The sequence below is a fragment of the Halopiger djelfimassiliensis genome, from assembly GCF_000455365.1.
Lineage (GTDB): Archaea > Halobacteriota > Halobacteria > Halobacteriales > Natrialbaceae > Halopiger_B > Halopiger_B djelfimassiliensis.
Genome location: NZ_HG315684.1, coordinates 197,789 through 223,018 on the forward strand (window position 1 = coordinate 197,789; position 25,230 = coordinate 223,018).

Consider the following 25,230-nt stretch of genomic DNA (forward strand, 5'->3'; position numbering starts at 1 on the left):
CTCGAAGGTCATGTACTCGAAGGTGACCTCCGGCTCGATCTCGGCGGTCACCCGCTCGGTCCGGATCGTCACCTCGTGTTCGCGGGGCCGGTCCCGGTCGACCGGCGGCGGGAGGTCGGTCGGATCCCGGGCGATCCGGTCGACGTCGACAGCCGTCGCCGCCGGCAGTCCCTCCGCCGCCTCGTCGGTCCGTTCGGTCCGCGTGTCCCCGTCCGCCGATTCACTCAGTTCCGGCGCGCCGTCGAAACAACCGGCGATACCCGCCACACCGGCACCGCCGACCGTCTGCAAGAACCGCCGTCGGGTCTCCGTGCTCGGGTTCATGGCGTAACATAACCAACTCGATGTGTATGACTATTGAATAACGAGGCGCGTTTCTCCCCCGTGAGAAGCGGTCTGCAGCCGTTCAGCCGAATTATTCCGTGGTGGGAACGACACCAAAGATGTTCATCGATCCACTATAACAGGATACGGCCCCAGCAGCGCCGTTTCGACGGCTGGCTCTGAGACGCGACGCGGGATTCAAGCGTCTCGTTCCCGTATCCCGAATATGTCACGTGCGGCCGATCTCGCGTCCGTCCTCGAGACGACCGAGTCGCTTGCGATCGTCTGTCACGACAACCCGGACCCGGACTGTCTCGCAAGCGCGATCGCGCTCGAGGCGATCGCACTGGCGCGTGAGGTCGACGACGTCACGATCGCCTACGGTGGTGAGATCTCCCACCAGCAAAACCGGGCGTTCGTCAACATGCTCGATATCGGCCTCCGACCGATCGACGACACCGATGTCGAGGCCCACGAGCGGATCGGGTTCGTCGATCACAGCCAGCCCGGCGGCAACACCGAACTGCCGGCGCGTATCGAACCGGACATCGTCGTCGACCACCATCCCGGGTCGTCGGTCGAAGCCCGTTTCGAGGACGTCCGGACGAAATACGGCGCGACGGCGACGATCTTCGTCGAGTACTTGCAGGAACTCGAGGTCGAACTGACCGCCCGGCTCGCGTCGGCGCTTTTGTTCGCGCTCCATCGCGAGCGACTGGATTTCGTCCGGGAGCCGACCAGACGGGAGTACGAGGCCGCCCTGACGGTCTATCCCGACGCGGAACTGGACGTGCTCGAGCAACTCTACGGGAGCGCGTTCTCCCCGGGCACCCTCGATGCGATCGGGAAGGCGATCGCGAGCCGCGAACGCCGCGGGTCGTCGCTGGTCGCAAGCGCCGGCAAGACGGCCGAAACGGATGCGCTCCCGCAGGCGGCGGACTATCTGCTCAACCTCGAGGGGGTTGATACGGTGTTGGTCTACGGGATCGTCGGCGAGGCGATCAGACTGAGCGCCCGCTCGATCGATCCACGAGTACACATCGGCGAGACCCTCGCCAGCGGCTTCGGCGAGCTCGGAACGGTCGGGGGCCACCACGACATGGCCGGCGGCCGGATCGAACTCGGCCTGTTCGCGGACGACGCCGACGACGTCGACGAACTCCTCGAGTTCGTCGGCAGCCGACTTTCGCGGCGGTTTTTCGACGCGTTGAACCTCGACGAGTGAGTTCCAGCGACGCGACCGCGATCACTCGATCTGGATCGATCTGGATTCGTCCGTCGGTTCCCGTTTCGGTAGCCGGACCGTCAGGATACCGTTATTGACGGTCGCATCGACCCCGTCGGCGTCGACGGAAGCGGGGAGCGTTACGTGGCGGCTGAACGACTGAACCGTTCGCTCGCGGCGAATGAAGGTCCCGTCGTCCGCTTCGTGTTCCGTCCGCCGTTCGCGTTCGCCCCTGATCGACAGCGTCTCCCCCGAGAGTCGAATCTCGATGTCGTCGGTCTCGTAGCCGGGAACGTCGACAGTAACGACGAACGCGTCGCCTTCGTCGGCGAGATCGAGGCTCGTCGACCGGCCCATCGATTCCTCGAGGCGGCTTCGAGTATCCGCCTCGAGATCCCACGAGCGAGCCGCTTGCTCGAGTTGGCTGTTCAGTCGCTCGACCAGTTGTCTGATGCCGTCGAACGGCCCGGATCGTTCTGCCATGGTCTCTCTTCCCATAGGTAGGACGGCAGCGGCGAAAAAGACCACTCCCCGCCCGGGTGACGGTCAGTGTTTCCAACGAATTACTCCGTTGAATTGCAGCAGAACCTATGGGTTGGCTGGGGGTTTTAACGCTGGTTCACCTAGGAGCGGATATGACGAAAGCACTGTTCGTCGTCAGCGAGGAAGGTTACTGGGGAGAGGAGTGTGTCGAACCGCTCGAGAGCCTCTCGAACGCGGGAGTCGAGATCACGGTCGCGACCCCGTCGGGGAACCCGCCGAAGATCGACGAGCGATCGATCGACCCCGAGGAGGTCGGCGAGGACACTGCCGAGCACGTCCAGGAAGTCCACGAGACCGACGAGCGGTTGAACGACCCGATCCCGACCGCACGGGCCGACGCCGACGACTACGACGTCGTCGTTTTCCCCGGCGGCCACGGCACCGAGTGGGACGTCAACCAGGACCGCGACGCCCGGCGGCTGCTCCGCGATGCCGTCGAAGGGGACGACGGCAAAGCGCTCGTCGTCTGTCATGCGGTGGGAATTCTCGGGTTCGCGCGCGATAGCCACGGCGCGTTCATCGTCAACGGGCGCGACGTGACCGGCTTCCCGAACGCGTGGGAAGAGACCATCGTCGACGAGGACGACCGCATGCCCAGCGGTCGTAAACTCCCCTACTGGGTCGAGGACGAAGTGAAAGCGGCCGGCGGGAACTGGGACGCCGAACTCGAGCAGGAGACAAGCGTCACCGTCGACGGCGATCTCATCACCGCCCGCGGCCCCGAATCCTCGAGTGCGGCGGCCGAGACGCTGCTCGAGGAGCTGGACGTGTAGGTCGACAACCGCCGTGACGGCCGGACCGAGGCCGTTATACGCACGGCTTGCCGAGGGCGTGTGTGGCCCCCGCTGAATCGAACACATCCGAACGGGCCGATCCGTTGCGGAGTCGCAGTTACCGCATCACCGTCGACGACGGCCGCGAATCGTTTTTCGCACTGAGCATCGAAGACGTCACGAGCGAACACGCGTGGCTGATGTCGGATACCGTCGTCGCCCTCGAGAACATCCGCTGAGCCGCCCGACGAGACGGTCGCGGACTCGCCGCCGACGGGCGAGAAGCATACACCGTCCTCGAGCGGCGGGACTGTCGCCTCCGCCCACGCTCTTTCCCCTGACCCGCCACGGTCGCAGCCGCGACGTTCCCGACCGCCACCGATTGCCGGTCACGGCAGGGTTTTGGGGCTTGCAGCAGTGGCTCCAGTATGGAGTACACCACGCTCGGCAGGACGGGGACGACGGTCTCGCAACTGTGTTTCGGGACGTGGCGGTTCGGCCGCGAAACCGGCGGCGTCGTCGAAACCGACCGCGAACAAGCCCACGCGTTGCTCGACGCCGCGTGGGACCACGGCATCAACTTCATCGATACCGCAAACGTTTACGGAACGCCGAACGGCACGTCAGAGCGGTTCATCGGCGAGTGGCTCGACGACCACGACCGGGAGGACGTCGTGATCGCCTCGAAGGTCTACTTTCCCTTCGACGGCCGGGGCGAGCCGGGGCCGAACGACTCCGGACTCGGCCGCAAGCACGTCCGCGCCCAGATCGAGGGGACCCTCGAGCGGCTGGGAACGGACTACCTCGATCTCTACTACATCCACCGCTGGGACGAGGAGACGCCCATCGAGGAAACGCTGCGGACGCTCACCGACCTCGTTCGAGAGGGGAAAGTCCATCACCTCGGCGCGAGTACGATGGCCGCCTGGCAACTGACCAAGGCACTGTGGAAAAGCGACGCTAACGGCCTCGAGCGGTTCGACGTGACCCAACCGCTGTTTCACGCCGGCTACCGCGACGATATCACGGACTACCTCGACGTCTGTGCCGATCAGGACCTCGCTGTCTGTCCGTACTCGCCGCTTGCGGGCGGTTTTCTCACCGGCAAGTACGAGCGAGCCGACGAGGACGACCCGACTGCTTTCGAGGGACCCCACGGGGCGCGTGGCTCGCTCGACGATCGTTTCGAGGACTACTACCTCTCCGAACGCGGCTGGCGCGTGCTCGACGAGATCCGATCGGTCGCCGACGAACTCGATGCGACGCCTGCACAGGTCTCGCTGCGGTGGCTCATCGAACAGCAGTCGGTTACCTGCGTGCCGATCGTCGGCGCACGGACCGTCGACCAACTCCAGGAGAACGTCGGTGCCGTCGACCTGTCGCTTTCGGACGAGCAGTTCGATCGGATCGTCGACGCCCGCTACGACGAGTCGGGAGCGCGCTGGGGCCACCGGTCCTGATTCAGCCTCGCCGGCCGCCGAAGGGTGGCCGCGGTGACAGTCAGATACCGACGCCGGGCCGGCCGGACTGCCACACTCCCTCGAGCCAGTGCAACACCAGGTACAAAGCGAGGTACAGTCCCATCAGCACGGGACTGACCAGGTAACCGATCGCCGCGGTACAGACCGCCCAGCCGATCGGATGGGCGATGTCGCGATTCGTGCCGTCGACGTAGACGGCGTACGCCCCGATGGCGGGGAGGATCAGGGCAAACAATCCGAGCATATTCGTTCCTGTCCTCTTTACTACCATAACCACTTCGACTATCCAACTAGTGTCGGTCGTCGTCTCGACTCGTAGCTGACGGTGCGCAGTGAATCAGTCCCTTTTTACGAACCGGCGGGGAACTGCCACTATGAGCTTCGAGGAAGACGATCGCGTCGTTCTGCACGACGAACACAGCGAATTCGACGGAGAGACCGGAACCATCACCCAGACGATGGAATCGATGTTCGGCGACGTCACCTATACCATCAGCTTCGACGACGGTCAGGAAGCCGGCGTCCCCGAGGACGCGCTCGAGGCGGCCGACGACACCGACGAGGAATAACCGAGAGACCGGGCTCGAGTCGGCCCCGCCGCTCGAGCCGTTACCGTACCGGACAGACCGCAGATGCCACAGATCCCGCTTCACTACGTCGATTTACGGACGTTCTGCTACGCCACCGAGGACGAAAAGCGCGTCGAGGAGGCGCTTCGAACGTTCCTGCCCGAGGAGTTCGAGATCGACCGCGCCGAGAGCGAAGGCCACTACGGCGACCGCATTCTCGTCCTCTCTGCGCGCGTCGAGAACGCCGACGACGTTCGCCACGTGCTCTCGCGTCTCACGGCGCTCGAGAGCTTCGACCGGCTGATCGCGGAACTCGACGACCGCGTCACCGAAAACACCGAACTCTTCCTGCGACTGGACAAACAGGCCGCCTTCGAAGGGGACGTTCGTCTCGGCGACGGCATCACCTTTCGGGGCAAAGTCGAGGCCTACCCCGCGACCAAGTCGGCAGCCGTCGAGAACGCCGAGACGGTTCTCGAACGGCTGCGGGACGACGACTGAGTCCGGGACCGCTTTCGCGACGACTGGTCAGCGCCGGTTTCCGATCCGAACGGCTCGGGTCGCCCGCTGGCTTGCGTCGGCCTGGACGGCAGAAACCGACGGATAGCGGGCCGAAAGCGACGCGTGTGCGATTTTATTCGACCCGTGCCTCGGGCTAGTAACGCTTAAAACAAAGTGCGCATAATAGCCCCCATAATGGCGAGCAACAAGATTCTCGGAATCGACCTCGGTACGACGAACAGTGCCTTCGCCGTGATGGAAGGCGGCGATCCGGAAATCATCGTCAACGCCGAAGGTGAACGGACGACGCCCTCCGTCGTCGCGTTTAACGACGACGAGCGACTCGTCGGGAAGCCGGCGAAGAACCAGGCCGTCCAGAACCCCGAGCGGACGATTCAGTCGATCAAGCGCCACATGGGTGAGGAGGACTACACCGTCGAGATCGATGGCGAGGAGTACACGCCCGAAGAGATCTCGGCGATGATCCTCCAGAAGATCAAACACGACGCGGAGGACTACCTCGGTGACGAAGTCGAACGCGCCGTCATCACGGTCCCGGCGTACTTCTCGGACCGACAGCGCCAGGCGACCAAGGACGCCGGCGAGATCGCCGGCTTCGAGGTCGAGCGCATCATCAACGAGCCGACTGCCGCGTCGATGGCCTACGGCCTCGACGACGAATCCGACCAGACCGTCCTCGTCTACGACCTCGGCGGTGGCACGTTCGACGTCTCTATTCTCGATCTCGGCGGCGGCGTCTACGAGGTCGTCGCTACGAACGGTGACAACGACCTCGGTGGGGACGACTGGGACGAGGCGATCATCGACTGGCTCGCTGACAACTTCGAGGAGGAGCACGGGATCGACCTCCGCGAGGACCGGCAGGCCCTCCAGCGGCTGAAAGACGCCGCCGAGGAGGCCAAGATCGAACTCTCATCGCGCAAGGAAACCGAGATCAACCTGCCCTTTATCACGGCGACCGACGACGGCCCGATCCACCTCGAGGAGGCCCTGACGCGGGCCAAGTTCGAGTCGCTGACCGAGGATCTCATCGAGCGCACGGTCGAACCGACCGAACAGGCCCTCGAGGACGCCGGCTACGACAAAGACGACATCGACGAGGTGTTGCTCGTCGGCGGTTCGACCCGGATGCCCCAGGTCGCCGAGAAGGTCGAGGAACTGACCGGCAAGGAACCACAGAAGAACGTCAATCCCGACGAGGCCGTCGCGCTGGGTGCGGCCATTCAGGGCGGGGTCCTCGGCGGCGAGGTCGACGACATCGTCCTGCTCGACGTCACGCCGCTCTCGCTGGGGATCGAGGTCAAGGGTGGCCTCTTCGAACGTCTCATCGAGAAGAACACGACGATTCCGACCGAGGAGTCGAAAATCTTCACCACGGCGGCGGACAACCAGACCTCCGTCCAGGTGCGGGTCTTCCAGGGTGAACGCGAAATCGCCGAGGAGAACGAACTGCTCGGCGAGTTCCACCTGACCGGCATCCCGCCGGCCCCCGCTGGAACCCCACAGATCGAAGTGACCTTCTCCATCGACGAGAACGGTATCGTCAACGTCTCTGCGGAGGACAAAGGCTCCGGCAACCAGGAGGAGATCACCATCGAAGGCGGTGCCGGGCTCTCCGACGCAGAGATCGAGGAGATGCAACGCGAGGCCGAGAAACACGCCGAAGAAGACGAGAAAAAGCGCCAGCGGATCGAGGCCCGCAACACCGCCGAAGCGACGATCCAGCGCGCCGAAAAGCTGCTCGAGGAGAACGACGAAGAGGTCGACGACGACCTCCGGGAACAGATCGAGGCCGCCGTCGAGGAGCTCGAGGCGACGATCGACGACGACGAGGCCGACGCCGAGGAGATCGAAGCGGCGACCGAGGAACTGAGCACGGAACTTCAGGAGATCGGCAAACAGATGTACCAAGAAGCCGGTGCCGAGGGCGCTGCCGGTGCAGGTCCGGGCGGCGCGGCCGGCGCAGGTGCAGGCCCCGGCGGTGCGGCCGGTGCTGGTGCCGGTCCCGGCGGCATGGGCGGCGGCCCGAATCCCGGTCCGGGCGGCGCTGCCGGTGGTGAGGACGAGGAGTTCGTCGACGCCGACTTCGAAGACGTCGACTTCGAGGAAGACGACGAGGACTGAACCGACGACCGCGGCGGATCGCCGACCGATTCCCTTCTGGCTGCGGTGGCGTCTCACTCGTTCACTGCGTTCCGTCAGCGGAGAGCCTGTCGCTGGAACCGGCCGCCGGTAGTCCGTCGGTGGGGTCGTTCCGGCCGTTCACGGCTCCGGGAAGCTTTCGATGACCGCCACACCGAGTTCCCCGGTAAATAGGGAGAAATTTATGATATCGAATACTGAAAATTAACTGATGGGTGTGTCCTGTACTCGCAGATAACTCTTCGGGAGTGGGAGATCCGTCCACGACACGACCTCTGCTGATTATCTGTGTGGCAAGAATTGGGCGGGAGGACATCTTTCCCAGCTATATTGTGAGTTGCCGATTGGTATGTCGATAATACACGGCGTCTTCGATTCGGATGAGTAGTTATATCACTGTGTTACCAATTCCCTATTCAATAAAGTAAAAAGACATATCAGCGTCAAATATAAACCTTGTTTCGAGATGGAAAACACATCGAGTATGCTCAATCGCCGACGGTTCGTTGCAGGAACGGGAGCGGTAGTCGCTGGAAGCACACTCGCCGGGTGTGCGGACTCGGACGACGACTCCGACGAGAACCCGGCGGACGACGGTTCCAGCGAAGAACCGACTGACGATCCCGAGGACGACTCCACGGACGACGCCGACGAGGAGACGGAGTACGACGACCGGGCGACGGTCATCGCCCACCGCGGGTTCGCCGGCATGTATCCCGAAAACACCATCGGGGCCTTCGAACAGGCCGCCATGGGCGACCCGAACGACGAGGCGGAACGGCGCAGGGCCGACTGGATCGAACTCGACGTTCATCCGACCGCCGACGGCGATATCGCGGTCTACCACCACCGCGATCTGGAGGAGGCGACCGACGCCGAGGGGCAGGTCTACGATCTGCCCTCCGAGGAGGTCTTCTCGGCGGAGGTCCTCGAGAGCGGGGAGACGGTGCCGTCCCTCGAGGAAGCACTGGAGACGATCCCGGACGATGTGGGCGTCAACATCGAGATCAAGGTCGGAGCCGAGGAACTCAACTGGGCGTGGGGCGCGACGGATCCGAAACACTACGACCGCGACGATCCACACGACTACGACCATCCCGAGGACGAACTCGAGCAGTGGCAGTGGCTCCAGACGATGGTCGACATCGCGGCCGACTACGACAACGAGATCCTGCTGTCGACGTTCTGGGAAGGAGCTATCTGGGCGCTCGAGAACGACATCGACCACGACTTCCCCGTGGCGTTTCTCATGTGGTACTCCGTTCAGGAGGGCCTCGATATGGCCGACAAGTACGATCTCGCCGCGCTCAATCCCCCGATGGGGATGATTCAGGACACGACGATGTTCGACGCGGAGACGTACGCCGACGAAACCGACATCGACATCGTCGCCGAAGCCCACGATCGCGATCTCCCCGTCAACGTCTATACGGTCGAAACCTGGCGCGAAGTCGAACAGCTCATCGATGCCGGGGCCGACGGGCTCTTCCTCGACTACAGCGAGATCGTCCGCTGGGGTGCCCTGTAAGCTCGATCGCCGACTTTCGATCCGATTGCTCGGCTGCGCAGTGGCTGTCCGTCCCGGACGGCGGTTCGTGACATCGGCCCGGGTGGGCCGTGACGTTCTCGACGGTCCGACCGTCGAACGTTCGTTTCAAGTGGCTCAACCGAGTATCGGTTGGACAACGAATGAGCGAGGACTTTTACGACGTGCTCGGTGTGAGTTCCGACGCCTCCACCGAGGAGATCAAACAGGCTTATCGAGAGAAAGCCACGGAGTACCATCCGGACGTCAGCGACGACCCCAACGCCGAGGAGAAGTTCAAGAAGATCCAGAAGGCAAAGCAGGTCCTGACCGACGAGGAGAAACGGCAGGCCTACGACCGGATGGGCCACGACCGCTACGAGCAGGCCGAGAAACACGGCTTCGACGCCGGCGAAAGCGGTGCCGGTGACCCCTTCGGCGGCATGGGCGGTGGCGGCATGGGCGGCGGCCTCGGCGACATCTTCGAGCAGGTCTTCGGCGGCGGTGGCGGCCGCGGTCGGCGTCGCCCCCGCAAGGGTCGTGACCTCCGGACCGAACTCGAGATCGATCTCGAGGAGGCCTACGAGGGCGTCGAAAAGCAGTTCTCGGTCGAACGACCCGAGGAGTGTGATAACTGCGGCGGCGCGGGACACCCGCCGGACGCGGACGCCCGAACCTGTCCCGAGTGTCAGGGCCGCGGGCAGGTGACGCAGGTCCAGCAGACGCCGCTTGGCCGCGTCCAGCAGACGACGCCGTGTCGCCGCTGTGAGGGCGAGGGGACGCTGTACTCCGAGCGCTGCAGCGAGTGTCGCGGCGAGGGGTACGTCCGCAACGAGGCGACGCTGACGGTCGAAGTGCCGGCCGGCATTCAGGACGGCCAGACCCTCCGGATGGAGGGCGAGGGCGCGCCAAGCCCCGAAGGCGGTCGGCACGGCGACCTCCTGATCGATATCGCCGTCCGCGAACACGAGGAGTTCGAACGCGAAGGCGACGACCTCCGCTATCGGCTGCCGATCTCGTTCCCGCAGGCGACCTTCGGCGACACCGTCGAAGTCCCGACGCTGGACGGCGCTGCCGAGTTCGAAATCCCCAAGGGCACCCAAAGCGGCGAGACGTTCCGCCTCGAGGGCAAGGGGATGCCCCGCCTGCGCGGGCGCGGCTCCGGCGACCTCTACGTCCAGGTGCAGGTCGTCACGCCCGAAAGTTTGAACGAGGAACAGCGCGAGGCCCTCGAGGCCTTCGCCGAGGCCGGCGGCGACGAGATCGAAGTGACGGAAGGGTTCTTCGAAAAGATCAAACGGGCGTTCTGAGACGCGGACGGCCCGCAGTCGTTTCCTCGCTCCCGTTTTGCGTCGCTCACACGGACGTCGATCAGCGTCCGGTGGGTGTATTTTATCTGCCATCCCTCTGAACCGATTGGCCATGGTCGACAAGGATGTCGTTCGTCGGGGATACGACGATGTCGCACCGGTGTATGCGGCCGAACGGGCGACCGACGGCCGAAGCACGGCGATACTCGAGCGCTTTCTCGAGTCGCTGCCCGAAGCGGCGTCCGTCCTCGATGCCGGCTGTGGCCAGGGGACGCCGGTCCTCCGGAACGCGAGCGCGGTCGGACTCGACTTCTCGGGCGAACAACTCGCGTTGGCCGCGGCGAACGCTCCCGGCGCGGCGCTCGTTCGGGGTGATCTGGCAGCGCCGCCGTTTGCCGCCGATTCGTTCGACGCCGTCGTCGCCTACTGGTCGTTGATTCACGTTCCCCGCGAGGACAGGCAGGCGACCATCGACGAGTTCGCGCGGCTCCTGTGTTCCGGCGGGCGGGCGCTCCTGTGTGTTGGCAAAGACGACTGGCGCGGAACGAATCCCGACTGGCTCGAGAGCGGTGCCGAGATGCAGTGGGATCTCGCCGGCGCGGCGGCGACGCGCGATCACCTGCGAAACGCCGGGTTCGCCGTCGTCGACGAGTGGACCATCGTCGACCCGCTCGAGGAGGATTCCGACGATGCCGAGCCGGCATGGGTTATCATTGACGCACGGCTCGACCGGTAACGGACCGCCATATTACGGGGATTGACGCCGACCGGGTTCGATCGAGTCGGCGCGCTTTTTTCGGCTCGGACTCGAGAAAGGAGTATGACCGCCGCGACAGTCGACGAGTTGCTCACGCGTGAACTCCGCGACGATCGGACGGCGCTCGTCGATGCGACGGGCCGGGAGTTCGATCACCACTGGCTGTGTACGACCTCGTGGAAGGCCGGGAACTTCCTGCGACACGCCGGGGTTCGAAGGGACGTCACCGTCGGTGTCGTCGGCGACGGTCCGCTCGCGTTGCTTGCGTTCTTCGGGACGACGCTGCTCGAGGGTACCACGCGGTTCGATCCGCCGGCGGCCCTCGCCGACGAGGAGGCGTTCCGGGCGCTCGTTGCCCCGGTCGAGGACCTCGAGTCCGGCGAGTACGACCTGCCCCGTGGCGCACAGCGGGTCGGCTACGGGGGGAAACCCGACGAACCCGACGTTCACCACTTCGATGCCGGCATCTGGAGCGAGAACCCCGCGTTCCCGCCGCTCGAGATCGATCCGGACACGTCGATCCTGACCGACGGCGACCGGACCGTCAGCCACGACGCGCTCCTCGAGGCCGCCGCCGCGGTCGCCGACGACTACGACCTCGAGACGGGTGATCGCGTCGTCGTTCGAGCCCCGCTTTCCGATCCCCGAACCGTGGCCGCCGGAGTCCTCGCGCCGCTGCTCGCCGACGGAATCGTCGTTCTCACCGACGACGAGAACGACGAGAAAGCGGAGGGAGCGGCCGAACGAGGGACCGACGCCGTCACGGATTCGGACGGGACGGTCCCCGAACCCAACCGGATCGCGCTGGACGCGGTCTCGCTCCCGGACCGGACGCGCGAGTAGCACCGGCCGGTCATAGCGTCCGGTAGGGCAGTCCCTCGAGCGCCGGTCCCGAGAGGACGTCGCCCTCGTGGGTAAACCGCGAGCCGTGGCAGGGGCAGTCCCAGGTCCGTTCGGCGTCGTTCCACCGGACGAGACAGCCCATGTGCGGACAGACCGCGGAAACGGCGTGGATCGTTCCGTCCTCGTCGCGGTAGACTCCCATCGGACGGCCGGTCCGCCGGACGATCCGGGCGTCGCCGGGGTCGGGGGCCTCATCGCCGGCAGCACCCAGCGAGGCGAGCAGCGTCCTGATCCGGTCGCCGACGAAGCTCCCGCCGACCGTCACGTTCTCCTCGAGAAAACTCTTGGCGGACGCCTTCGGGGTAACCCGCTGTGGATCGAACACGTCCGCCCAGGGGTTCGATCCGTCGACGATCAGATCCGCGAGGATCATCCCCGCGGCGGTGCCGCCGGTCATTCCCCAGCCCTTGAACCCGGTGCCGACGTAGACGTGCTCGGCCAGCGGATCGATCTGTCCGACGAAGGGGACCCGGTCGACCGGTGAGTAATCCATGGTCGACCAGCGGTACTCGATCGACTCGACGGCGAAGTGCTCCCGGGCGAACGCTTCGCAGCGACGATACCGTTCGGAGGTCGGCGGTCCATCGAGCCCGGGTTTGTGGCTCTGCCCGCCGACGAGAAGGAGTTCCTCGTCGCCGTTCGCGTCGCCGTCTTCGATCGCGTCCCGCGCGGGGTGTGTTCGAATCGTGTGTGGCGGCGACGCGGTGCTGTAGTACATCCCCTTCGGCGGCGTCCCCTCGATACGGACGGCGAGCAGATACGCGCGGTGAGGGTGCATCCGCGCGAAGTAGCCGGCCCGGTCGAAGAAGGGAAAGTGCGTGGCGACGACGACGTCGTCGGCGACGACCTCGCCGCGATCGGTCTCGAGACGACAGGGCGAACCGGGATCGACGTCGAGCGCGCGCGTCTCCTCGAAGACGTAGCTCCCGTCGCCGTGAATCCCCTCGGCGATCGCGAGCAGGTACTTGCGGGGATGAAACTCCGCCTGTTCGTCGAACCGCACCGCGCCGGCGACCGCGAACGGCAGCGGCGTCTCCTTGACGTACGAGGCCGGCAATCCGAGCCGCTTTGCCGTCTCGGCCTCGGTCCGAATCTCGTCCCTGTCGTCCGGCGACGCCGCGTACGTGTACGCTTCCGTCCGCCGGAAGTCGCAGTCGATGTCCTCGGCCTCGACGCGCCGTTCGACCGCGTCGATCGCCGCTTCGTTGGCTTCGGCGTACTGTCTCGCTCGCTCCGGCCCGAACTGGGAGACGAGCGCGTCGTAGACGAGTCCGTGCTGGGAGGTGAGTTTGGCCGTCGTGTGGCCGGTCGTGCTCTCGACGATGCGATCCGACTCGAGGACGGCGACGGTTCGGCCGGCTTCTTTCAGTTCGATCGCGGCGGTCAGGCCGGTGATGCCGCCGCCGACGACGGCGACGTCGACATCCAGCCCGTCCTCGAACGGGTCGTACTCGGTTTCCGGCGTCGTGGCCAGCCACAGCGATTGCGTTCGGGGGGACCCGGACAGGGGTTCAGTAGCGTCCGACATTGGGGATCAGCGGCTCTTGCTATCCACACTCACGACAAAAGGAAGCGGGGGTGTCATCGGTCGGGCGCTACAGGAACCGCCCGCACGTATCGGTTCCGGTCGTGTGCCTCGAGGCGGAGAACTGCCCGCAGCATCGGTCCGTACCGACCGGTTCGGACACCCCGTTTCGCGGTCCGTCGTCGACGGGGGACGCTCACGATTCGAGGATCGGGGCCACCTCGCTGAACGCGTACCGAACGTCCTCCGTCGTGCTTCCGCCGCCCGTGTACACGCCGTGTTTGACCGTCAGCGTGTCGTTTCCGTAAGGGTAGCTCGGGGATTCGAACCGCCCGCGCGTCCAACTTCCGTCGGCATCCAGCGTGACGTAGTAGCTGTCCGCCTCGAGCCCGCCGTCGGGGGCCACGGTGAACGCGTCGCCGGCCTCCAGCGACGAGACGTCCCTCTCGGCGACGACGCTCGTGCTGGACGCATCGTAAAGCCGACAGGTTCGAACGCCCGCGCTGTTTCCGGACAGGCGCAGGCGGATGCCGGCGAGGTCCTCCTCGGCGTGGAAGTGGATCCCGTTCTCGTTGGTGGTGGAATCGGCGGCGTCGTCGGTGCCGAGGTCGATCCAGCCGTCCCCAGCTCCGCCGCCGAAGGTGCCCTCCTCGAAGTCCTCGAGCGAAACGTCGTGGCCGGTGTCGTTCCGGAGTTCGACGTTCGAAAACGCGTTCCCCGCCGCGGTCGTCGTGTCGGGATCGAAGCCGTCCTCGAGTCGCAACCCGGCGGGGGCCCCGTCGCCGTGGCCGTCGACGGTCGTTCCCGTGAGTTCGACGTTTCCGGAGTCGATCCCGATGGCGTCGCCGCCGTTCGTCGCCGTGATGTCGACGTTTTCGAGGGTGGTGCCGTCGTCGCCGATCGAGACTCCCGTGTAGCTCGAGCCGTGGAACTCGAAGCTCCCGTTCCGGAAGGTCACGAGGTCGCGATCGATGTCAACGGCGTCCGTCCCGCCCGTGCCGTGGACCTCGACGTCGAAGTTCTCGACGACGATGTCGCCGTGATCGGTGTACGATCTCTCGGTACACTTGAAGACCTCGTGTTCGTGATTCGGGCCGACGTACAGGTCGAGTCCGTCGATAGTCGCGGCGTCGGTCTTGGAGTTGAACCGGACGAGGTGGAAGTTCGTCTCGGTCGCGTGGATCGTCACGTCCTCGACGGAGGCCCCGGCGTCGTGGAGCCACAGCGCCGTCCCCGGGATCCGTCCCGCCATGTCGTCGAGGACGATCTCGCAGCCGTGCGCCTCGTCGTTCTCGCCGAGTCGGAGGTCGCAGCCGGAACAGTTCTCGGAGCGCGAATCGTAGATGTACGCGTCGCCGATAGTGCCGTTGTCCGCCTGGTCCCGATCGCGATAGAAGTAGTACCCGTTGTCGATCCAGTTGGCTATGTGACAGTCCTCGTAAATGACAGTACCGTTGTTCCCGGGGTCGACGGCGACGCCGATCGAGTACTCCTGGTTCTCGTCGGGTCCGGCGGCGGTGTCGAGTTCGCCGTCGAGCATCCGCAGGCGTCGGACGAGCGCCTCCCCCGACGTATCGGCGACGTGAATCCGGAACGCGAATCGGTTCCCTCGACCGCTCTCCTGTCCCTCGTGGTACCACCGCTGGCGTTTCCCGACCAACTCGAGGTCCTCGAAGCGCCCCCGAGAGCCGATCGTACCCACGATAAAGCCCGCGTCGTTCGTCTCGCCGGCGTCGGCCGGATGGGCATCGAGGTCGCCGACGAAATCCCGACAGTCGACTTCGTCGGGAACTCCGCCGACGCCGAGTGTGAGCAACGCGTTCATCGATCGAGTGATCCCGAAAACCGGTCTGTCGTCCGGATCCGCCCCCACGAGGCCGAAGTAGTCGGCGTCGCCGACGGTCAACGGCTGGCCCCAATCGTACGATCCGCCCGGGACGACGAAGGCGTGATTGACCGTCGTCCGGGCCTCGAGATACGATGCGATCTCCGCCGAGAGGTCACCGTCGGCATCGATAGACGGCTCCTCGTCCACCCACACGACGTGTGCGTCGTCCGGAAGATATTCGGGCGCTTCCCGGTCGTCGCGGGAGCCGAGTATCGGTCTGAGCTCGGAGACGTTGTACCGGTAGTTCGACGTGTCCGATCCGCCGCCGGTATAGACGCCGGCGGTCACCTCCAGTTCGTCGCCCGCGTAGGGGTAATCGGCACTCGAGCGACCGCGGACGTACTCGCCGCCGCCGGCGTCGGCCGTCACCTCGTAGGTTCGGCCCGCGCGAACGTCGTACTCGAAGGTCACCGTATCCCCCGCGCCCCGATTCGACAGATCGACCTCGTCGACAGGCTCGCCGCCGGCTCCCGCCTTGAGAAACGCCGCGGTGAGCCCGTCGACCTCGCTCGAGAGCGTCACCTCCAGCCCGACCATATCCGCCGTCGCGGTGAAGCGAACCCCCGACTCGTTGGATTGGCCGGTCTGGGCCTGCTCATCCTCGGGCAGCGTGACCGGATCACCGTACGTCGGTCCAGCACTCGCCGCCGAAGACGCAGCCGGGGTGTTCGCGCTGGGGCTCCCGCGAACGCTGGTCGCTGCGGGGCCACTCAGGAAGAGTCCCCCTGCGATACCCGCGGCCCCGCGAAGCAGTCCCCGCCGAGTCGACGCGTCGAGTCGGTCGTCCGTATTCTCTCTCATTTCCCCTAGCATCCAATAGTAGCATCATTAATCTAATCCAGTGATATTTGATATTTTCCCATGACGGCTTCGCCGGGATCGACGACACCACGTGTCGATCCCGGCCGAATTCCCTTCGCAGGGGGATCGAACGGGCCGGCTTTCGAAACGCTCCCCGTCTCCGGCGAAACCGTTTACTCCGTTGTCGTGGTCGCTCGGGGTATGCTGGACGTCGCCATCGTCGGCGGGGGCCCCGCCGGCCTGAGCGCAGCGCTGTTTACCGCGAAGAACGGCCTCGAAACCGTCGTCTTCGACACAGACGAGACGTGGATGCACAAGGCCCACCTGTTCAACTACCCCGGGATCCGGAGCATCAGCGGCAACGAATTCATGGAACTCACGCGCGGGCAGGTACGCGATCGCGGCGCGGACGTGCGCGAGAGCGAGGCGGTGACCGACGTCGACCCGACCGGCGACGGATTCGAGGTCGAAACCGAGAACGACACTTACGAGGCCGACTACGTGGTCCTCGCGACGGGCGCTGATCGGTCGATCGCCGAAGCCCTCGAGGTGGAGTTCGACGACGACGGAACCGTCGACGTCGACCTCGATACCGAGACGAGCATCGACGACCTGTACGCGACGGGCGCGATGGTCCGAGACGAGGAGTGGCAGGCCGTCATCGCCGCGGGCGACGGCGCGTCGGCCGCGCTGGACATCCTCAGCAAGGAGAAAGGGGAGCACTCCACGACTTCGACGTGCCCGACGACGTGCCGATCCTCGAGTCCGAGTGACGGCCACGACCGGCTTCGGTGGCTCCCCGCCGAGACGGCGGTCGATCGGCGAGCGACGGGCGGGGGCCGCCTGCGTGTTCGGGGTCGACGACTAAGCAACTGGTCGGTGGCGGATACTACGTATGCCCATGAACGACCTGCAGGAGCTGTTCGTCCACAAGCTCGCCCAACAGTACTACATCGAACAGGAACTCGTCGAGACGCTCGACGAGATGGCCCGCAACACGACCAACGACCGGATGAGTCAGGGCTTTGCCGACCACCGCGACGAAACCAGAACGCAGGTCCAGCGACTCGAGGACGTTTTCGCGGCGCTGGACCGCTCCGCGGAAACCCGCGACTGTGCCATCCTCGACGGGCTCGAGGAGGACCGACGCGACCTCGAGTCCCGGATCGAGGACGAGGAGTTGCTGAACATGGTCTACCTGAACGCGGGGATGATGACCGAACGCGTCGAGATGACGGCCTACGAGGGGCTGACGACCCTCGCCGAGCAACTCGAACTCGGCAACGACGTGCAACGCCCGCTCGAGTCGAACTACGACGAGGAGAAGTCCGCCTTCCGCGAGCTCGAGACGCTGGCGACGGCGAAGGACATGAAGTCGCTGTGGGACCGGCTGACCCCGTCGTAATCGGCCGTGATCCGCAGCGATACCGGGGATCTCCCCGGTGGCCATCCCTACGTTAGCGTCGGGAACGGCTCCCGATCGCTCGTCGTCATGCCGGGGTTCGGTGACGCAATGTTTTCCGGACGCTATCCGCCCGGCACCGGCTGGATGCTCGCGCCGTACTTCGCGCGGTACCTCGACGAGTATACGGTCTACGTCCTCAGTCGTCCCCGCGGGCTCCCGCCGGGGTACGACGCCGACGACTCGGTTTCGACCCACGCTCGCGCGTTCGAATCGATCGCCGACTCGAGCGACGGAGTCGACGCGATCGGCATCTCCATGGGCGGGTTGATCGGCTTAGAGCTTGCCCGCCGGAACCCGACGCCCATCGATCGACTCGTGGTCGCGAACAGCGCCTGTCGTCTCGACGACGACGCTCGCCCGATCGTCCGGCGGTTCGAGCGCTACGCCCACGACGGCGACTGGGCGTCGATCCGGTCCGAACTCGCCGGTGCCATGTTCGCCGATTGCCGCGCGATGGGCTACCCCATGCTGGTGCAGACGATGGGGCGTTTCGTCCAGCCACGACCCGCCGAGCCTGCGGACGTCCGGCGCTCGCTCGAGTTCATTCTCGAGTTCGACGGCTGTGGCCGACTCGAGGAAATCGACCGGCCGACGCTCGTCTTCGGCGGCGAGCGCGATCCGTTTTTCACGGCGGCCCGAGCCCGTGAGACCGCTGCAGGGCTCCCACACGGGGAACTCGAACTCGTCTCGGGCGCGAAACACGGGGCCTTCCACGAACGAAAGCTCACGTTCGACTCGCGGGTTCGCTCGTTTCTGGATCGGGCCGTGCCGCCGTCGCTCGAGGCCTGATCCGTCAGCGTACCGGGCTCGCCTCGCTGCGAGCCTCGAGCCAGTCACAGACGCGGGGCCAGCCCTCCTCGTGAGCGTCGTCCGCTATCTTGATTCAGCGAGAGAATCCCGCCCTTCCCGCGAAGGACGAGCGTTCCGACGCTCAGTCGGAACCGAGAACTGAGCAGGGCGGGAGTGAATCGCGTAAGCTCTGGTGAGAAGCTGCCGAGTTACTGCTGGTCTTGAGTCTCCAACGTATCGAGTCCGGCTTCTAATAACTCTGTATAGGCTTCTGATAGCGTCAGGTCGCGTTCCTCTGCGAAGTCTTTGATACGTCCCTGTAGCGTGTGGGTTATTTCTACGTTTGGTCGCATAGTCCAACAGTCTTTTATGCATGACAACCTAACAATCTGTCGTCGTGAAGCGTACCAACACGTTTGCCGTGCGACCACTCACCGACGACGATGAGCAGGTGCTACGGGACCTGTTGGACGCTTCCGCCGCTCTCTGGAACGAGATAAACTACCAGCGCCTCATGCGCTACAACGACGAAGACGGCTTCGAGGGCGAAGATGTGTGGGACGCCGATACCGGCAAACTCGAAGGCAAATACAAAGGCGTTCTCGGCGCGTCCACCGCCCAGACTGTCCGGCGAGCAAACACCGAAGCGTGGTGGTCGTTCTTCGAGAACAAGAAGGCGTATCACGACGAATCGAACACGTCGGTCACGGAACACCCGGAACCGCCGGGCTTCCGTGGCAACGAGGACGACGGACGTGTTCTCAAAGGCGTCGTCCGAAAGGACGCATACACCGTCGAATGGGGCGACCGCTCTCGGCTTGAGATGGTTATCGGAAAAGAACTCCGTGATAGGCACAACAGCCCGAAAAGCCGTCTCCGGCTCGAAATCGTTGGCGACCCGAACTGGCCTGACTACGAGGACCAGAGCCGGTTAGAATTGTGGTACGACGAGACTGATAGCACCTTCCGAGCTTCGCAACCCGTGACTGTTTCTGACGATGCACGGGATACTCCACTGGCCGACGAGAAGGCCGCTCTGGACATTGGTGCAAACAATCTCGTCGCCTGTACCACCACAACCGGCGAGCAATACCTGTACGAAGGCCGCGAGTTGTTCCAGCGATTCCGTGAGACGACACGAGAAATTGCCCGGTTACAGTCGAAACTACGGGAAAGCCGATACAGTAGCGAGCGCATCCGGCGACTGTACCGCAAGCGAACCCGTCGCCGGGACCACGCCCAAGAAGCACTGTGTCGTGACCTGCTGGACCGACTGTACGCCGAAGATGTCGATACCGTGTATATCGGCGGGTTGACCGACGTACTCGAAACGCACTGGTCGGTCGAAACCAACGCCAAGACCCACAACTTCTGGGCGTTCAAGCAATTCACCGAGCGACTGGCGTGTACCGCCGAGGAATACGGCATCTCGGTCGAAGTCCGGTCGGAAGTATGGACCAGTCAAGAGTGCCCGCAGTGCGGCTCGACAGACCGAACGACACGGCATCAGGACACGCTCACCTGTCGGTGTGGGTTCGAGGGGCACGCCGACCTCACGGCGTCAGAGACGTTCCTGAGACGGCACACAGAACAGGCAGTCAGGCCGATGGCACGGCCCGTGCGGTTCGAGTGGGACGACCACAACTGGTCGGAGCCACCACACTCTCACGAAAGTCCCAAAGAACAGCGCACAGACCCGATTACCGTCCACCGTGACGGGAATGTTGCTTCCGGGGAATCTTAGACCGGCTGAGACTCCCACGGAGGAAACCCCGCCGTTCACGGCGGGGAGGATGTCATCAGTCGTCGGCCTGCACTGTCCGCGACGTGAACGCTCCTCGCGTCGTCACGCCGACCATCGGAACCGTCGGCTACAAGGGATATCACCCCCAATTCCGGAGTGTGAAACTCGAGTGCGTCTTCTTCGGTCCGTTTCGGGACGCCGTCGGCGAGAAGACCGTCCGGTACGAGACGGAGGCCGAAACCGTCGGCGAACTCCTGGCCGACCTCGAGTCGAGCTATCCGGCCCTCAAGGGACGGCTCGTGGCCGACGACGAGGCCGGACTCGCCGGCGATACCGTCGTCACGAAGAACAAACGGAACGTCACGCACCTCGAGGGACTCGGGACGGAACTCGAGGCGGACGACGTACTCCGACTTGTTCCGTCGGTCTACGGCGGGTAACTGCACGCTGGCGGTTAGTCCCGCGTCGCTTCCGTCATCGACTCGAGACGCGAGTCGGGAACGGTGCCGTCAGCGGACCAGCCGCGTGCGTCGTAGTAGTCATCGATCGCGTCCTCGAGTCCCGGGATCTCGTAGGGAAGGTCGTCGTCCTCCCGATCGAAGCCGCGCTGATTGTTGAAGTGACGCTCGCGGGTAACCGTCCGTGCGCCGACGGCCAGCAGATCGGCGTACTCGGCGTCGAACAGCGTCTCGAGGCGGTCGGGAGTGACGTAGTCGTCCCCGAACGCGCAGACGATCCCCGTATCGCGGAACGCGTTGTAATTCTCCCGTTCGACGAGCGTGTCGGCCTTTCCGGCGGTCCCCTGTGGATCGAGGTCGCCGCCGTACTCGAGGCTCAACATGCTGGCATAGAGGTGGTCCGCGCCGCGGTTCGCGACGGCGTAGGAAAGCCCCTGCCCGTGGAGCACGCGGCCGTCGTGGGCGGCGAACTCCATCCCCTTGACGGTCCAGTTCTCGACGCCGAGGTCGCCGTGGATGCGATCGACGCCTTCCGCGAGCGTGTCGCCGATCCCCTCGCGGGACGCGATCTTCTCGGTGATCTCCTGAGCGAGGTCGGCGTCGCCGAACGCGTCCTCGCTTTCGAGGTACGCCGCGACGGTGACGCCGGCCGAGATCGTATCCATTCCGAGCGTATCACACAGTTCGTTTGCCCGCATAACGTCAACGACGTCGTCGACGCCTTGCAGCGAGCCGAAGGAGTAGACCGTCTCGAACTCCGGCCCTTCGGTCTCGAGGCCGGTTTCCTCGTCCCGCGTCGGGAGTTTACAGGCGTACGCACAGGCCGAACAAGCTCCCTTCTTGTACTTTTTCTCCTCGATCGCGTTGCCGCCGATGGCTGCAACGCCCTCGAACTCGTACTCCCGGAAGTAGCGCGTCGGCAGCGAGAAGTTGTCGTTGATGAACTCGGTGCTGCCGGTCGTCCCCTGTCGGCGCATCCGGTCGTCGGACTGGGCGGCCTCCCGGTGGACGTCCATCTCCGGCGGATTCGGGATCTCGACCGGCGGCCGTGTGTCGCCGTCGAACGTGACGCATTTGACGTTTTTCGCGCCGAGGACGGCACCGAGGCCGCCGCGGCCGAACGCCCGCGAGTCGAAGGTCATCACCGAGGCAAACCGCACCAGGTTCTCGCCCGCGGGGCCGATCGCGATGCAGTGTTCGGGTCCCAGATCGTGGCGCTCGGTCATCGCGGCGCTCGTCTCGGGGACCGTCGCCCCCGCGAGGTCGGGAACCGCCTCGAACTCGACGCCCGAATCGGTGACGTGGACGGCGAGCAACTCCTCGCTCTCGCCGGTGATCTCGAGCACGCTGTACCCCGTTCCGACGAAGTTCCGCGAGAGATAGCCGCCCGCGTTCGCCGACACCAGCCCATCGGTCAGCGGCGAGAGGCCGGTCATGTTCATCCGGCCGGTAAACGACATCCGGGACTGCTGGAGCGGTCCGGTCGAGAGGGACGCCCGGTTCTCGGGACCGAGCGGGTCCGCGTCGAACGGGATCCGCTCGTGGGCAAGCGCCGTCGCCGCCGCTCGCCCGCCGACACACGTCTCGAGTACGTCGTCGATCACCGTCTCCGTCGCGGCTCGCTCACCGACGTCGACGGTGAGCAGTGGCCCTTGGGCGTGAAGCATTCGGTACGTACTCCCCGCTCGAGCGACCTTAGTGTTGACCTCCGTCTTTGCCGATCGGTGTGAACGCTCGACACTAGGTACAGTTATTATCCCTGACCAATGAGTTCGTGACATCGATGCATTACGACGCGGTCCTGTTCGACTTCGATGGGGTCGTGGTCGAGACGCCCTCGTCACAGCGGTTATACGAGGCGTTCGGGCGAGCCGCCGATCGGATCGGCCGGTCGGGGTCGGCGACGGAGCTGTTTCAGGGACTCGTACAGGGAGACTTCGAGTCGATCGCAACGCGGTGTCGTCGCCTCGAGATCGACACCGACACGTTCTGTACCGCGGCCGCCACGGAACTCGTCCGGGCACAGGTCGCGGACGTCGAACAGGGGCTGCGGTCGGCCTACGACGATGTCACCGCCGTGCGATCGCTCGAGCGGCCGCTTGGAATCGTCAGCGACAACCATCCGACGGTCGTCTCGCGGCTGCTCGATCGGTTCGGCTTCCGATCGCTTTTCGAGACGATCTATGGCTGTCCGCTGACCCCCGACGGGCTGGCCAGACGAAAGCCGGACCCGCGGAACATCGAAGACGCGATGGCGACGCTCGAGGCTGACTCGGCCCTGTACGTCGGCGACCGAGCGGTCGACGTGCAAGCGGCCCACAACGCGGGCATCGACGCGGCGTTGCTTTCCCGAGCGGACGCCGACTCGCCGACGCTCGAGTCGGAACCGGAGTACCGACTCTCGTCGCTCACTCGCCTTCCGGCGCTTCTCGAGTAGCGTCGCCGCCCGACCGCCCGTCTGCGACCGCAGATTCCGGCCCCCGCTTTTTGTCATCCTCCGTGGGAGACTACGGCATGGACGACGACACCTGGGACGACCTTCGAGCCGAATGCGACGCGCTCGAGCCCGGTACCGAACTGGTAACGCCCGTCTCCGAGCGCCACTTCGGCATCGTCGACACCGCAAGCGATCGGATCGTGATCCGGTTTGCGGACAGCGGGACGGAGCGATCGCTCTGGCGCGAGCAGTTTGCGGTGTTCGACGCCCAGCTCTCGGGGGACGGCCGAGCGATGGCCATCACGGATCTCCAACCCGGGATCGAGCCGTACGCGACCGTCGTAACGCTCTCCGGGCGCTATACGGTCGCCGACGACGCGATCGTCCGCGATCCCGACGCGGCCGCGGCCGGATCGAGCCCGTCTCTCGTCGCCGCGGCCGAGGCGCGAACGAATCCCGAACGCGTTCACGACGATTCCCTGCTTCTCGCAGCACTGCTAGACCGTCTCGAAGGCGACGTCGGCGATCTCCCGTCGCTCGAGACCGACCCGGTGACCGACCTCTACGTCCTCGCCTCCGACGTCCAGCGCGGCGCCGATCGACTGCGGCGGTCGGCTCGAGACGCGTTGCTCGAACGGCTGGGTCCGGACCAACAACTCCACGGTCGGTACGGCACGGTTCGACGGACGACCCGCATGCGCCGCCGGCCGCTGGATGAGGAGACAGTCCTCGCCGCCCTCGACGAGCACGGCATTCCCCGCGAGTGGGTGCTGGGTATCGATCGGGAGAAACTGGACGTGGTGCTCTCGGTGACCGACCTCACCGAAGACGAAGTCTACGACGTCAGCGAAGACGTCTACGTCCAGAAGACCGGCGTCGACGAGGACGAGAAGTACTCGCGCCTCCAAGGTATCGCAGATCGGCTCGACGACCTCGAAGACGAAGCGCTTCGCGAGGACCTGGCCGAGATCGAAGCCCGACTCGAGGAGGCACTGGCCGGCAGTTGAGGGGACGGTTCCGGCCGCCGCGTGACCGTCGCGGCCGACAGACGAAACGCGTTTGCGACAGCCGTCTGTAGGCTCTCCTATGGCACCGTCCCGAACCGGAACCCGTGTCCTGCTGGTGCTGGTCGGCTGTTCGGTGTTGCTGTGTTACGTCGGACTGGCGGCGCTTGGGTATCTGGGCCTTACGCTGCTCTGGCACTCGGTTCCGGGACCGGCGACCGCGGTTGTGCTCGTCGTCGGCACCGCCGTCGTCGTCGGCACCCTGAGCTACCGGTTCGGCACGACTCAGTTGCTCGCGGGTCTCGAGGCCGTCGACCTGCCGCGGTCGCGGGCCCCGGCGTTCTACCGGCGGATCGACCGGCTGACCGATCGAATGGCCGTCGACGAGCCGACGGTGCTGGTCGCAGCGCTTCCGACACCGAACGCGTTCGCCATCGGTAGCGCGCGAAACGGCACCGTCGTGCTCGATCGCTCGCTGTTGCGGTTGTTGACCGTCGACGAACTCGAGGGGCTGGTCGCCCACGAACTCGCTCACCTCGAGAGTCACGATGCCTTCGTCCAGACGCTTGCATACAGCGTCTTCAGGACGATCGTCGGAGTGGTCTTTCTCGTGTCGGTGCCGCCGGTGCTCGTCGTCGTCGGCGTCGCTCGAGCGCTCGCGTGGGCCCGGGGTCGGCCGTGGTCGTGGCGGGCTACCCCCTTCGGCCGGGTGCTTCGCTGGATCGAGCACGGCGTCCTGCTGTGTTTCCTGCTCGTAACGGTCGTCGTCCGCGCCCACTCACGACACCGGGAGTACGCGGCCGACGACCGAGCGGCCACGGTCACCGGCGACCCGCTCGCGCTGGCGCGTGCACTGCGGAAAATCGACCGGGCCGGGAACCCGCGTCGCGGGCTCCTGTCCCCGCTGTACGTCTCCCCGGACGACGAGGACGCGTTGTCACGGCTGCTCTCGACGCACCCGTCGACGGCGGAACGGATCGAACGACTGGCCGACCGGGCGCGGAACGCGACCGCCGCAGTTCGGGCAGCGGATCGCTGACCTGCC

24 protein-coding genes and 1 pseudogene are annotated in these 25,230 nt (G+C 65.3%); 19 read left to right on the top strand and 6 right to left on the bottom strand.

Annotated elements, in window-relative coordinates:
- Positions 1 to 324: twin-arginine translocation signal domain-containing protein (locus TX80_RS18385; protein WP_154658580.1), on the bottom strand; the 324-nt coding region annotated here is incomplete at its 3' end.
- Between the two features lie 226 nt (positions 325 to 550).
- Here TX80_RS18385 and TX80_RS01050 point away from each other — a divergent pair.
- Entirely contained in the window at positions 551 to 1,549 is a 999-nt protein-coding gene (locus TX80_RS01050; RefSeq protein WP_049921003.1) for a DHH family phosphoesterase, read from the top strand.
- Positions 1,550 to 1,570: 21 nt separating this feature from the next.
- Here the strand turns inward: TX80_RS01050 and TX80_RS01055 are convergent, their stop codons facing one another.
- On the bottom strand, positions 1,571 to 2,032 hold the full coding sequence (locus TX80_RS01055) for an Hsp20/alpha crystallin family protein (protein ID WP_049921004.1): 462 nt from the start codon (positions 2,030 to 2,032) through the stop codon (positions 1,571 to 1,573).
- A 152-nt stretch (positions 2,033 to 2,184) separates the two neighbouring features.
- Here TX80_RS01055 and TX80_RS01060 point away from each other — a divergent pair, with 152 nt between their 5' ends.
- The 3 genes from TX80_RS01060 to TX80_RS01065 all read left to right on the top strand — a co-directional run bounded on the left by TX80_RS01060 (position 2,185) and on the right by TX80_RS01065 (position 4,325).
- Positions 2,185 to 2,865: a type 1 glutamine amidotransferase domain-containing protein gene (locus tag TX80_RS01060; protein ID WP_049921005.1), complete on the top strand. Its 681-nt coding sequence runs from the start codon at positions 2,185 to 2,187 to the stop codon at positions 2,863 to 2,865.
- Between the two features lie 62 nt (positions 2,866 to 2,927).
- Positions 2,928 to 3,104, top strand: a complete 177-nt coding sequence (locus tag TX80_RS19240) for a hypothetical protein (protein ID WP_195893010.1) — start codon at positions 2,928 to 2,930, stop codon at positions 3,102 to 3,104.
- Between the two features lie 189 nt (positions 3,105 to 3,293).
- Positions 3,294 to 4,325, top strand: a complete 1,032-nt coding sequence (locus tag TX80_RS01065) for an aldo/keto reductase (RefSeq protein ID WP_049921006.1) — start codon at positions 3,294 to 3,296, stop codon at positions 4,323 to 4,325.
- A 40-nt stretch (positions 4,326 to 4,365) separates the two neighbouring features.
- On the opposite strand, the gene TX80_RS01070 is transcribed toward TX80_RS01065, so the two are convergent.
- On the bottom strand, positions 4,366 to 4,590 hold the full coding sequence (locus TX80_RS01070; protein ID WP_049921007.1) for a hypothetical protein: 225 nt from the start codon (positions 4,588 to 4,590) through the stop codon (positions 4,366 to 4,368).
- 130 nt (positions 4,591 to 4,720) lie between these two features.
- Between TX80_RS01070 and TX80_RS01075 the strand changes: the two genes are divergently transcribed.
- The 7 genes from TX80_RS01075 (at position 4,721) to TX80_RS01105 (ending at position 12,014) form a co-directional block, all read left to right on the top strand.
- Positions 4,721 to 4,915, top strand: a complete 195-nt coding sequence (locus tag TX80_RS01075) for a hypothetical protein (protein WP_049921008.1) — start codon at positions 4,721 to 4,723, stop codon at positions 4,913 to 4,915.
- 63 nt (positions 4,916 to 4,978) lie between these two features.
- Complete coding sequence (locus TX80_RS01080) at positions 4,979 to 5,416, top strand: RNA-binding protein (RefSeq protein WP_049921010.1); 438 nt, start codon at positions 4,979 to 4,981, stop codon at positions 5,414 to 5,416.
- 195 nt (positions 5,417 to 5,611) lie between these two features.
- A complete protein-coding gene (dnaK, locus tag TX80_RS01085) occupies positions 5,612 to 7,561 on the top strand; it encodes a molecular chaperone DnaK (protein WP_049921011.1) in 1,950 nt (649 codons plus the stop codon).
- 502 nt (positions 7,562 to 8,063) lie between these two features.
- The gene (locus tag TX80_RS01090) at positions 8,064 to 9,107 is read left to right on the top strand and encodes a glycerophosphodiester phosphodiesterase family protein (protein WP_049921012.1); all 1,044 of its coding nucleotides are present in this window, start codon (positions 8,064 to 8,066) and stop codon (positions 9,105 to 9,107) included.
- Positions 9,108 to 9,268: 161 nt separating this feature from the next.
- Positions 9,269 to 10,414 carry a molecular chaperone DnaJ gene (gene dnaJ / locus TX80_RS01095; protein ID WP_049921013.1) on the top strand — a complete coding sequence of 382 codons (1,146 nt, stop codon included), beginning with the start codon at positions 9,269 to 9,271 and terminating at the stop codon, positions 10,412 to 10,414.
- A 112-nt stretch (positions 10,415 to 10,526) separates the two neighbouring features.
- The gene (locus TX80_RS01100) at positions 10,527 to 11,150 is read left to right on the top strand and encodes a class I SAM-dependent methyltransferase (RefSeq protein ID WP_049921015.1); all 624 of its coding nucleotides are present in this window, start codon (positions 10,527 to 10,529) and stop codon (positions 11,148 to 11,150) included.
- 84 nt (positions 11,151 to 11,234) lie between these two features.
- Complete coding sequence (locus tag TX80_RS01105; protein ID WP_049921017.1) at positions 11,235 to 12,014, top strand: hypothetical protein; 780 nt, start codon at positions 11,235 to 11,237, stop codon at positions 12,012 to 12,014.
- A 10-nt stretch (positions 12,015 to 12,024) separates the two neighbouring features.
- Here the strand turns inward: TX80_RS01105 and TX80_RS01110 are convergent, their stop codons facing one another.
- A complete protein-coding gene (locus TX80_RS01110) occupies positions 12,025 to 13,602 on the bottom strand; it encodes an FAD-dependent oxidoreductase (protein WP_049921020.1) in 1,578 nt (525 codons plus the stop codon).
- Between the two features lie 193 nt (positions 13,603 to 13,795).
- On the bottom strand, positions 13,796 to 16,288 hold the full coding sequence (locus TX80_RS01115; RefSeq protein WP_049921021.1) for a hypothetical protein: 2,493 nt from the start codon (positions 16,286 to 16,288) through the stop codon (positions 13,796 to 13,798).
- Positions 16,289 to 16,489: 201 nt separating this feature from the next.
- Here TX80_RS01115 and TX80_RS18390 point away from each other — a divergent pair.
- The 5 genes and pseudogenes from TX80_RS18390 to TX80_RS01140 all read left to right on the top strand — a co-directional run bounded on the left by TX80_RS18390 (position 16,490) and on the right by TX80_RS01140 (position 20,726).
- Positions 16,490 to 17,061: pseudogene (locus TX80_RS18390) on the top strand (FAD-dependent oxidoreductase).
- 128 nt (positions 17,062 to 17,189) lie between these two features.
- Entirely contained in the window at positions 17,190 to 17,693 is a 504-nt protein-coding gene (locus tag TX80_RS01125; protein WP_154658581.1) for a YciE/YciF ferroxidase family protein, read from the top strand.
- A gap of 6 nt (positions 17,694 to 17,699) precedes the next feature.
- Entirely contained in the window at positions 17,700 to 18,542 is an 843-nt protein-coding gene (locus TX80_RS01130) for an alpha/beta fold hydrolase (RefSeq protein WP_049921026.1), read from the top strand.
- A gap of 397 nt (positions 18,543 to 18,939) precedes the next feature.
- On the top strand, positions 18,940 to 20,286 hold the full coding sequence (locus tag TX80_RS01135) for an IS200/IS605 family transposase (RefSeq protein ID WP_049921028.1): 1,347 nt from the start codon (positions 18,940 to 18,942) through the stop codon (positions 20,284 to 20,286).
- Positions 20,287 to 20,369: 83 nt separating this feature from the next.
- Positions 20,370 to 20,726 carry a ubiquitin-like small modifier protein 1 gene (locus TX80_RS01140; protein ID WP_230198657.1) on the top strand — a complete coding sequence of 119 codons (357 nt, stop codon included), beginning with the start codon at positions 20,370 to 20,372 and terminating at the stop codon, positions 20,724 to 20,726.
- 14 nt (positions 20,727 to 20,740) lie between these two features.
- Here TX80_RS01140 and TX80_RS01145 read toward each other — a convergent pair whose 3' ends face one another.
- Positions 20,741 to 22,411 carry an aldehyde ferredoxin oxidoreductase C-terminal domain-containing protein gene (locus TX80_RS01145; protein ID WP_049921029.1) on the bottom strand — a complete coding sequence of 557 codons (1,671 nt, stop codon included), beginning with the start codon at positions 22,409 to 22,411 and terminating at the stop codon, positions 20,741 to 20,743.
- Positions 22,412 to 22,527: 116 nt separating this feature from the next.
- Here TX80_RS01145 and TX80_RS01150 point away from each other — a divergent pair, with 116 nt between their 5' ends.
- The 3 genes from TX80_RS01150 (at position 22,528) to TX80_RS01160 (ending at position 25,224) form a co-directional block, all read left to right on the top strand.
- Positions 22,528 to 23,181, top strand: a complete 654-nt coding sequence (locus TX80_RS01150; protein WP_049921030.1) for an HAD family hydrolase — start codon at positions 22,528 to 22,530, stop codon at positions 23,179 to 23,181.
- Between the two features lie 77 nt (positions 23,182 to 23,258).
- Complete coding sequence (locus TX80_RS01155) at positions 23,259 to 24,188, top strand: hypothetical protein (protein ID WP_049921031.1); 930 nt, start codon at positions 23,259 to 23,261, stop codon at positions 24,186 to 24,188.
- A gap of 79 nt (positions 24,189 to 24,267) precedes the next feature.
- Entirely contained in the window at positions 24,268 to 25,224 is a 957-nt protein-coding gene (locus tag TX80_RS01160) for a M48 family metallopeptidase (protein ID WP_049921032.1), read from the top strand.
- The last annotated feature ends 6 nt before the right edge of the window (positions 25,225 to 25,230 follow it).

Coding starts and splice junctions, on each gene's coding strand:
- TX80_RS01055 (WP_049921004.1), bottom strand. CDS start 2,032: ATGGCAGAACGATCCGGGCCGTTCGACGGCATCAGACAACTGGTCGAG.
- TX80_RS01080 (WP_049921010.1), top strand. CDS start 4,979: ATGCCACAGATCCCGCTTCACTACGTCGATTTACGGACGTTCTGCTAC.
- TX80_RS01065 (WP_049921006.1), top strand. CDS start 3,294: ATGGAGTACACCACGCTCGGCAGGACGGGGACGACGGTCTCGCAACTG.
- TX80_RS01125 (WP_154658581.1), top strand. CDS start 17,190: ATGAACGACCTGCAGGAGCTGTTCGTCCACAAGCTCGCCCAACAGTAC.
- TX80_RS01100 (WP_049921015.1), top strand. CDS start 10,527: ATGGTCGACAAGGATGTCGTTCGTCGGGGATACGACGATGTCGCACCG.
- TX80_RS01060 (WP_049921005.1), top strand. CDS start 2,185: ATGACGAAAGCACTGTTCGTCGTCAGCGAGGAAGGTTACTGGGGAGAG.
- TX80_RS01110 (WP_049921020.1), bottom strand. CDS start 13,602: ATGTCGGACGCTACTGAACCCCTGTCCGGGTCCCCCCGAACGCAATCG.
- TX80_RS01105 (WP_049921017.1), top strand. CDS start 11,235: ATGACCGCCGCGACAGTCGACGAGTTGCTCACGCGTGAACTCCGCGAC.
- TX80_RS01115 (WP_049921021.1), bottom strand. CDS start 16,288: ATGAGAGAGAATACGGACGACCGACTCGACGCGTCGACTCGGCGGGGA.
- TX80_RS01075 (WP_049921008.1), top strand. CDS start 4,721: ATGAGCTTCGAGGAAGACGATCGCGTCGTTCTGCACGACGAACACAGC.
- TX80_RS01155 (WP_049921031.1), top strand. CDS start 23,259: ATGGACGACGACACCTGGGACGACCTTCGAGCCGAATGCGACGCGCTC.
- dnaK (WP_049921011.1), top strand. CDS start 5,612: ATGGCGAGCAACAAGATTCTCGGAATCGACCTCGGTACGACGAACAGT.
- TX80_RS01090 (WP_049921012.1), top strand. CDS start 8,064: ATGCTCAATCGCCGACGGTTCGTTGCAGGAACGGGAGCGGTAGTCGCT.
- TX80_RS01150 (WP_049921030.1), top strand. CDS start 22,528: ATGCATTACGACGCGGTCCTGTTCGACTTCGATGGGGTCGTGGTCGAG.
- dnaJ (WP_049921013.1), top strand. CDS start 9,269: ATGAGCGAGGACTTTTACGACGTGCTCGGTGTGAGTTCCGACGCCTCC.
- TX80_RS01050 (WP_049921003.1), top strand. CDS start 551: ATGTCACGTGCGGCCGATCTCGCGTCCGTCCTCGAGACGACCGAGTCG.
- TX80_RS01160 (WP_049921032.1), top strand. CDS start 24,268: ATGGCACCGTCCCGAACCGGAACCCGTGTCCTGCTGGTGCTGGTCGGC.
- TX80_RS01145 (WP_049921029.1), bottom strand. CDS start 22,411: ATGCTTCACGCCCAAGGGCCACTGCTCACCGTCGACGTCGGTGAGCGA.
- TX80_RS01070 (WP_049921007.1), bottom strand. CDS start 4,590: ATGCTCGGATTGTTTGCCCTGATCCTCCCCGCCATCGGGGCGTACGCC.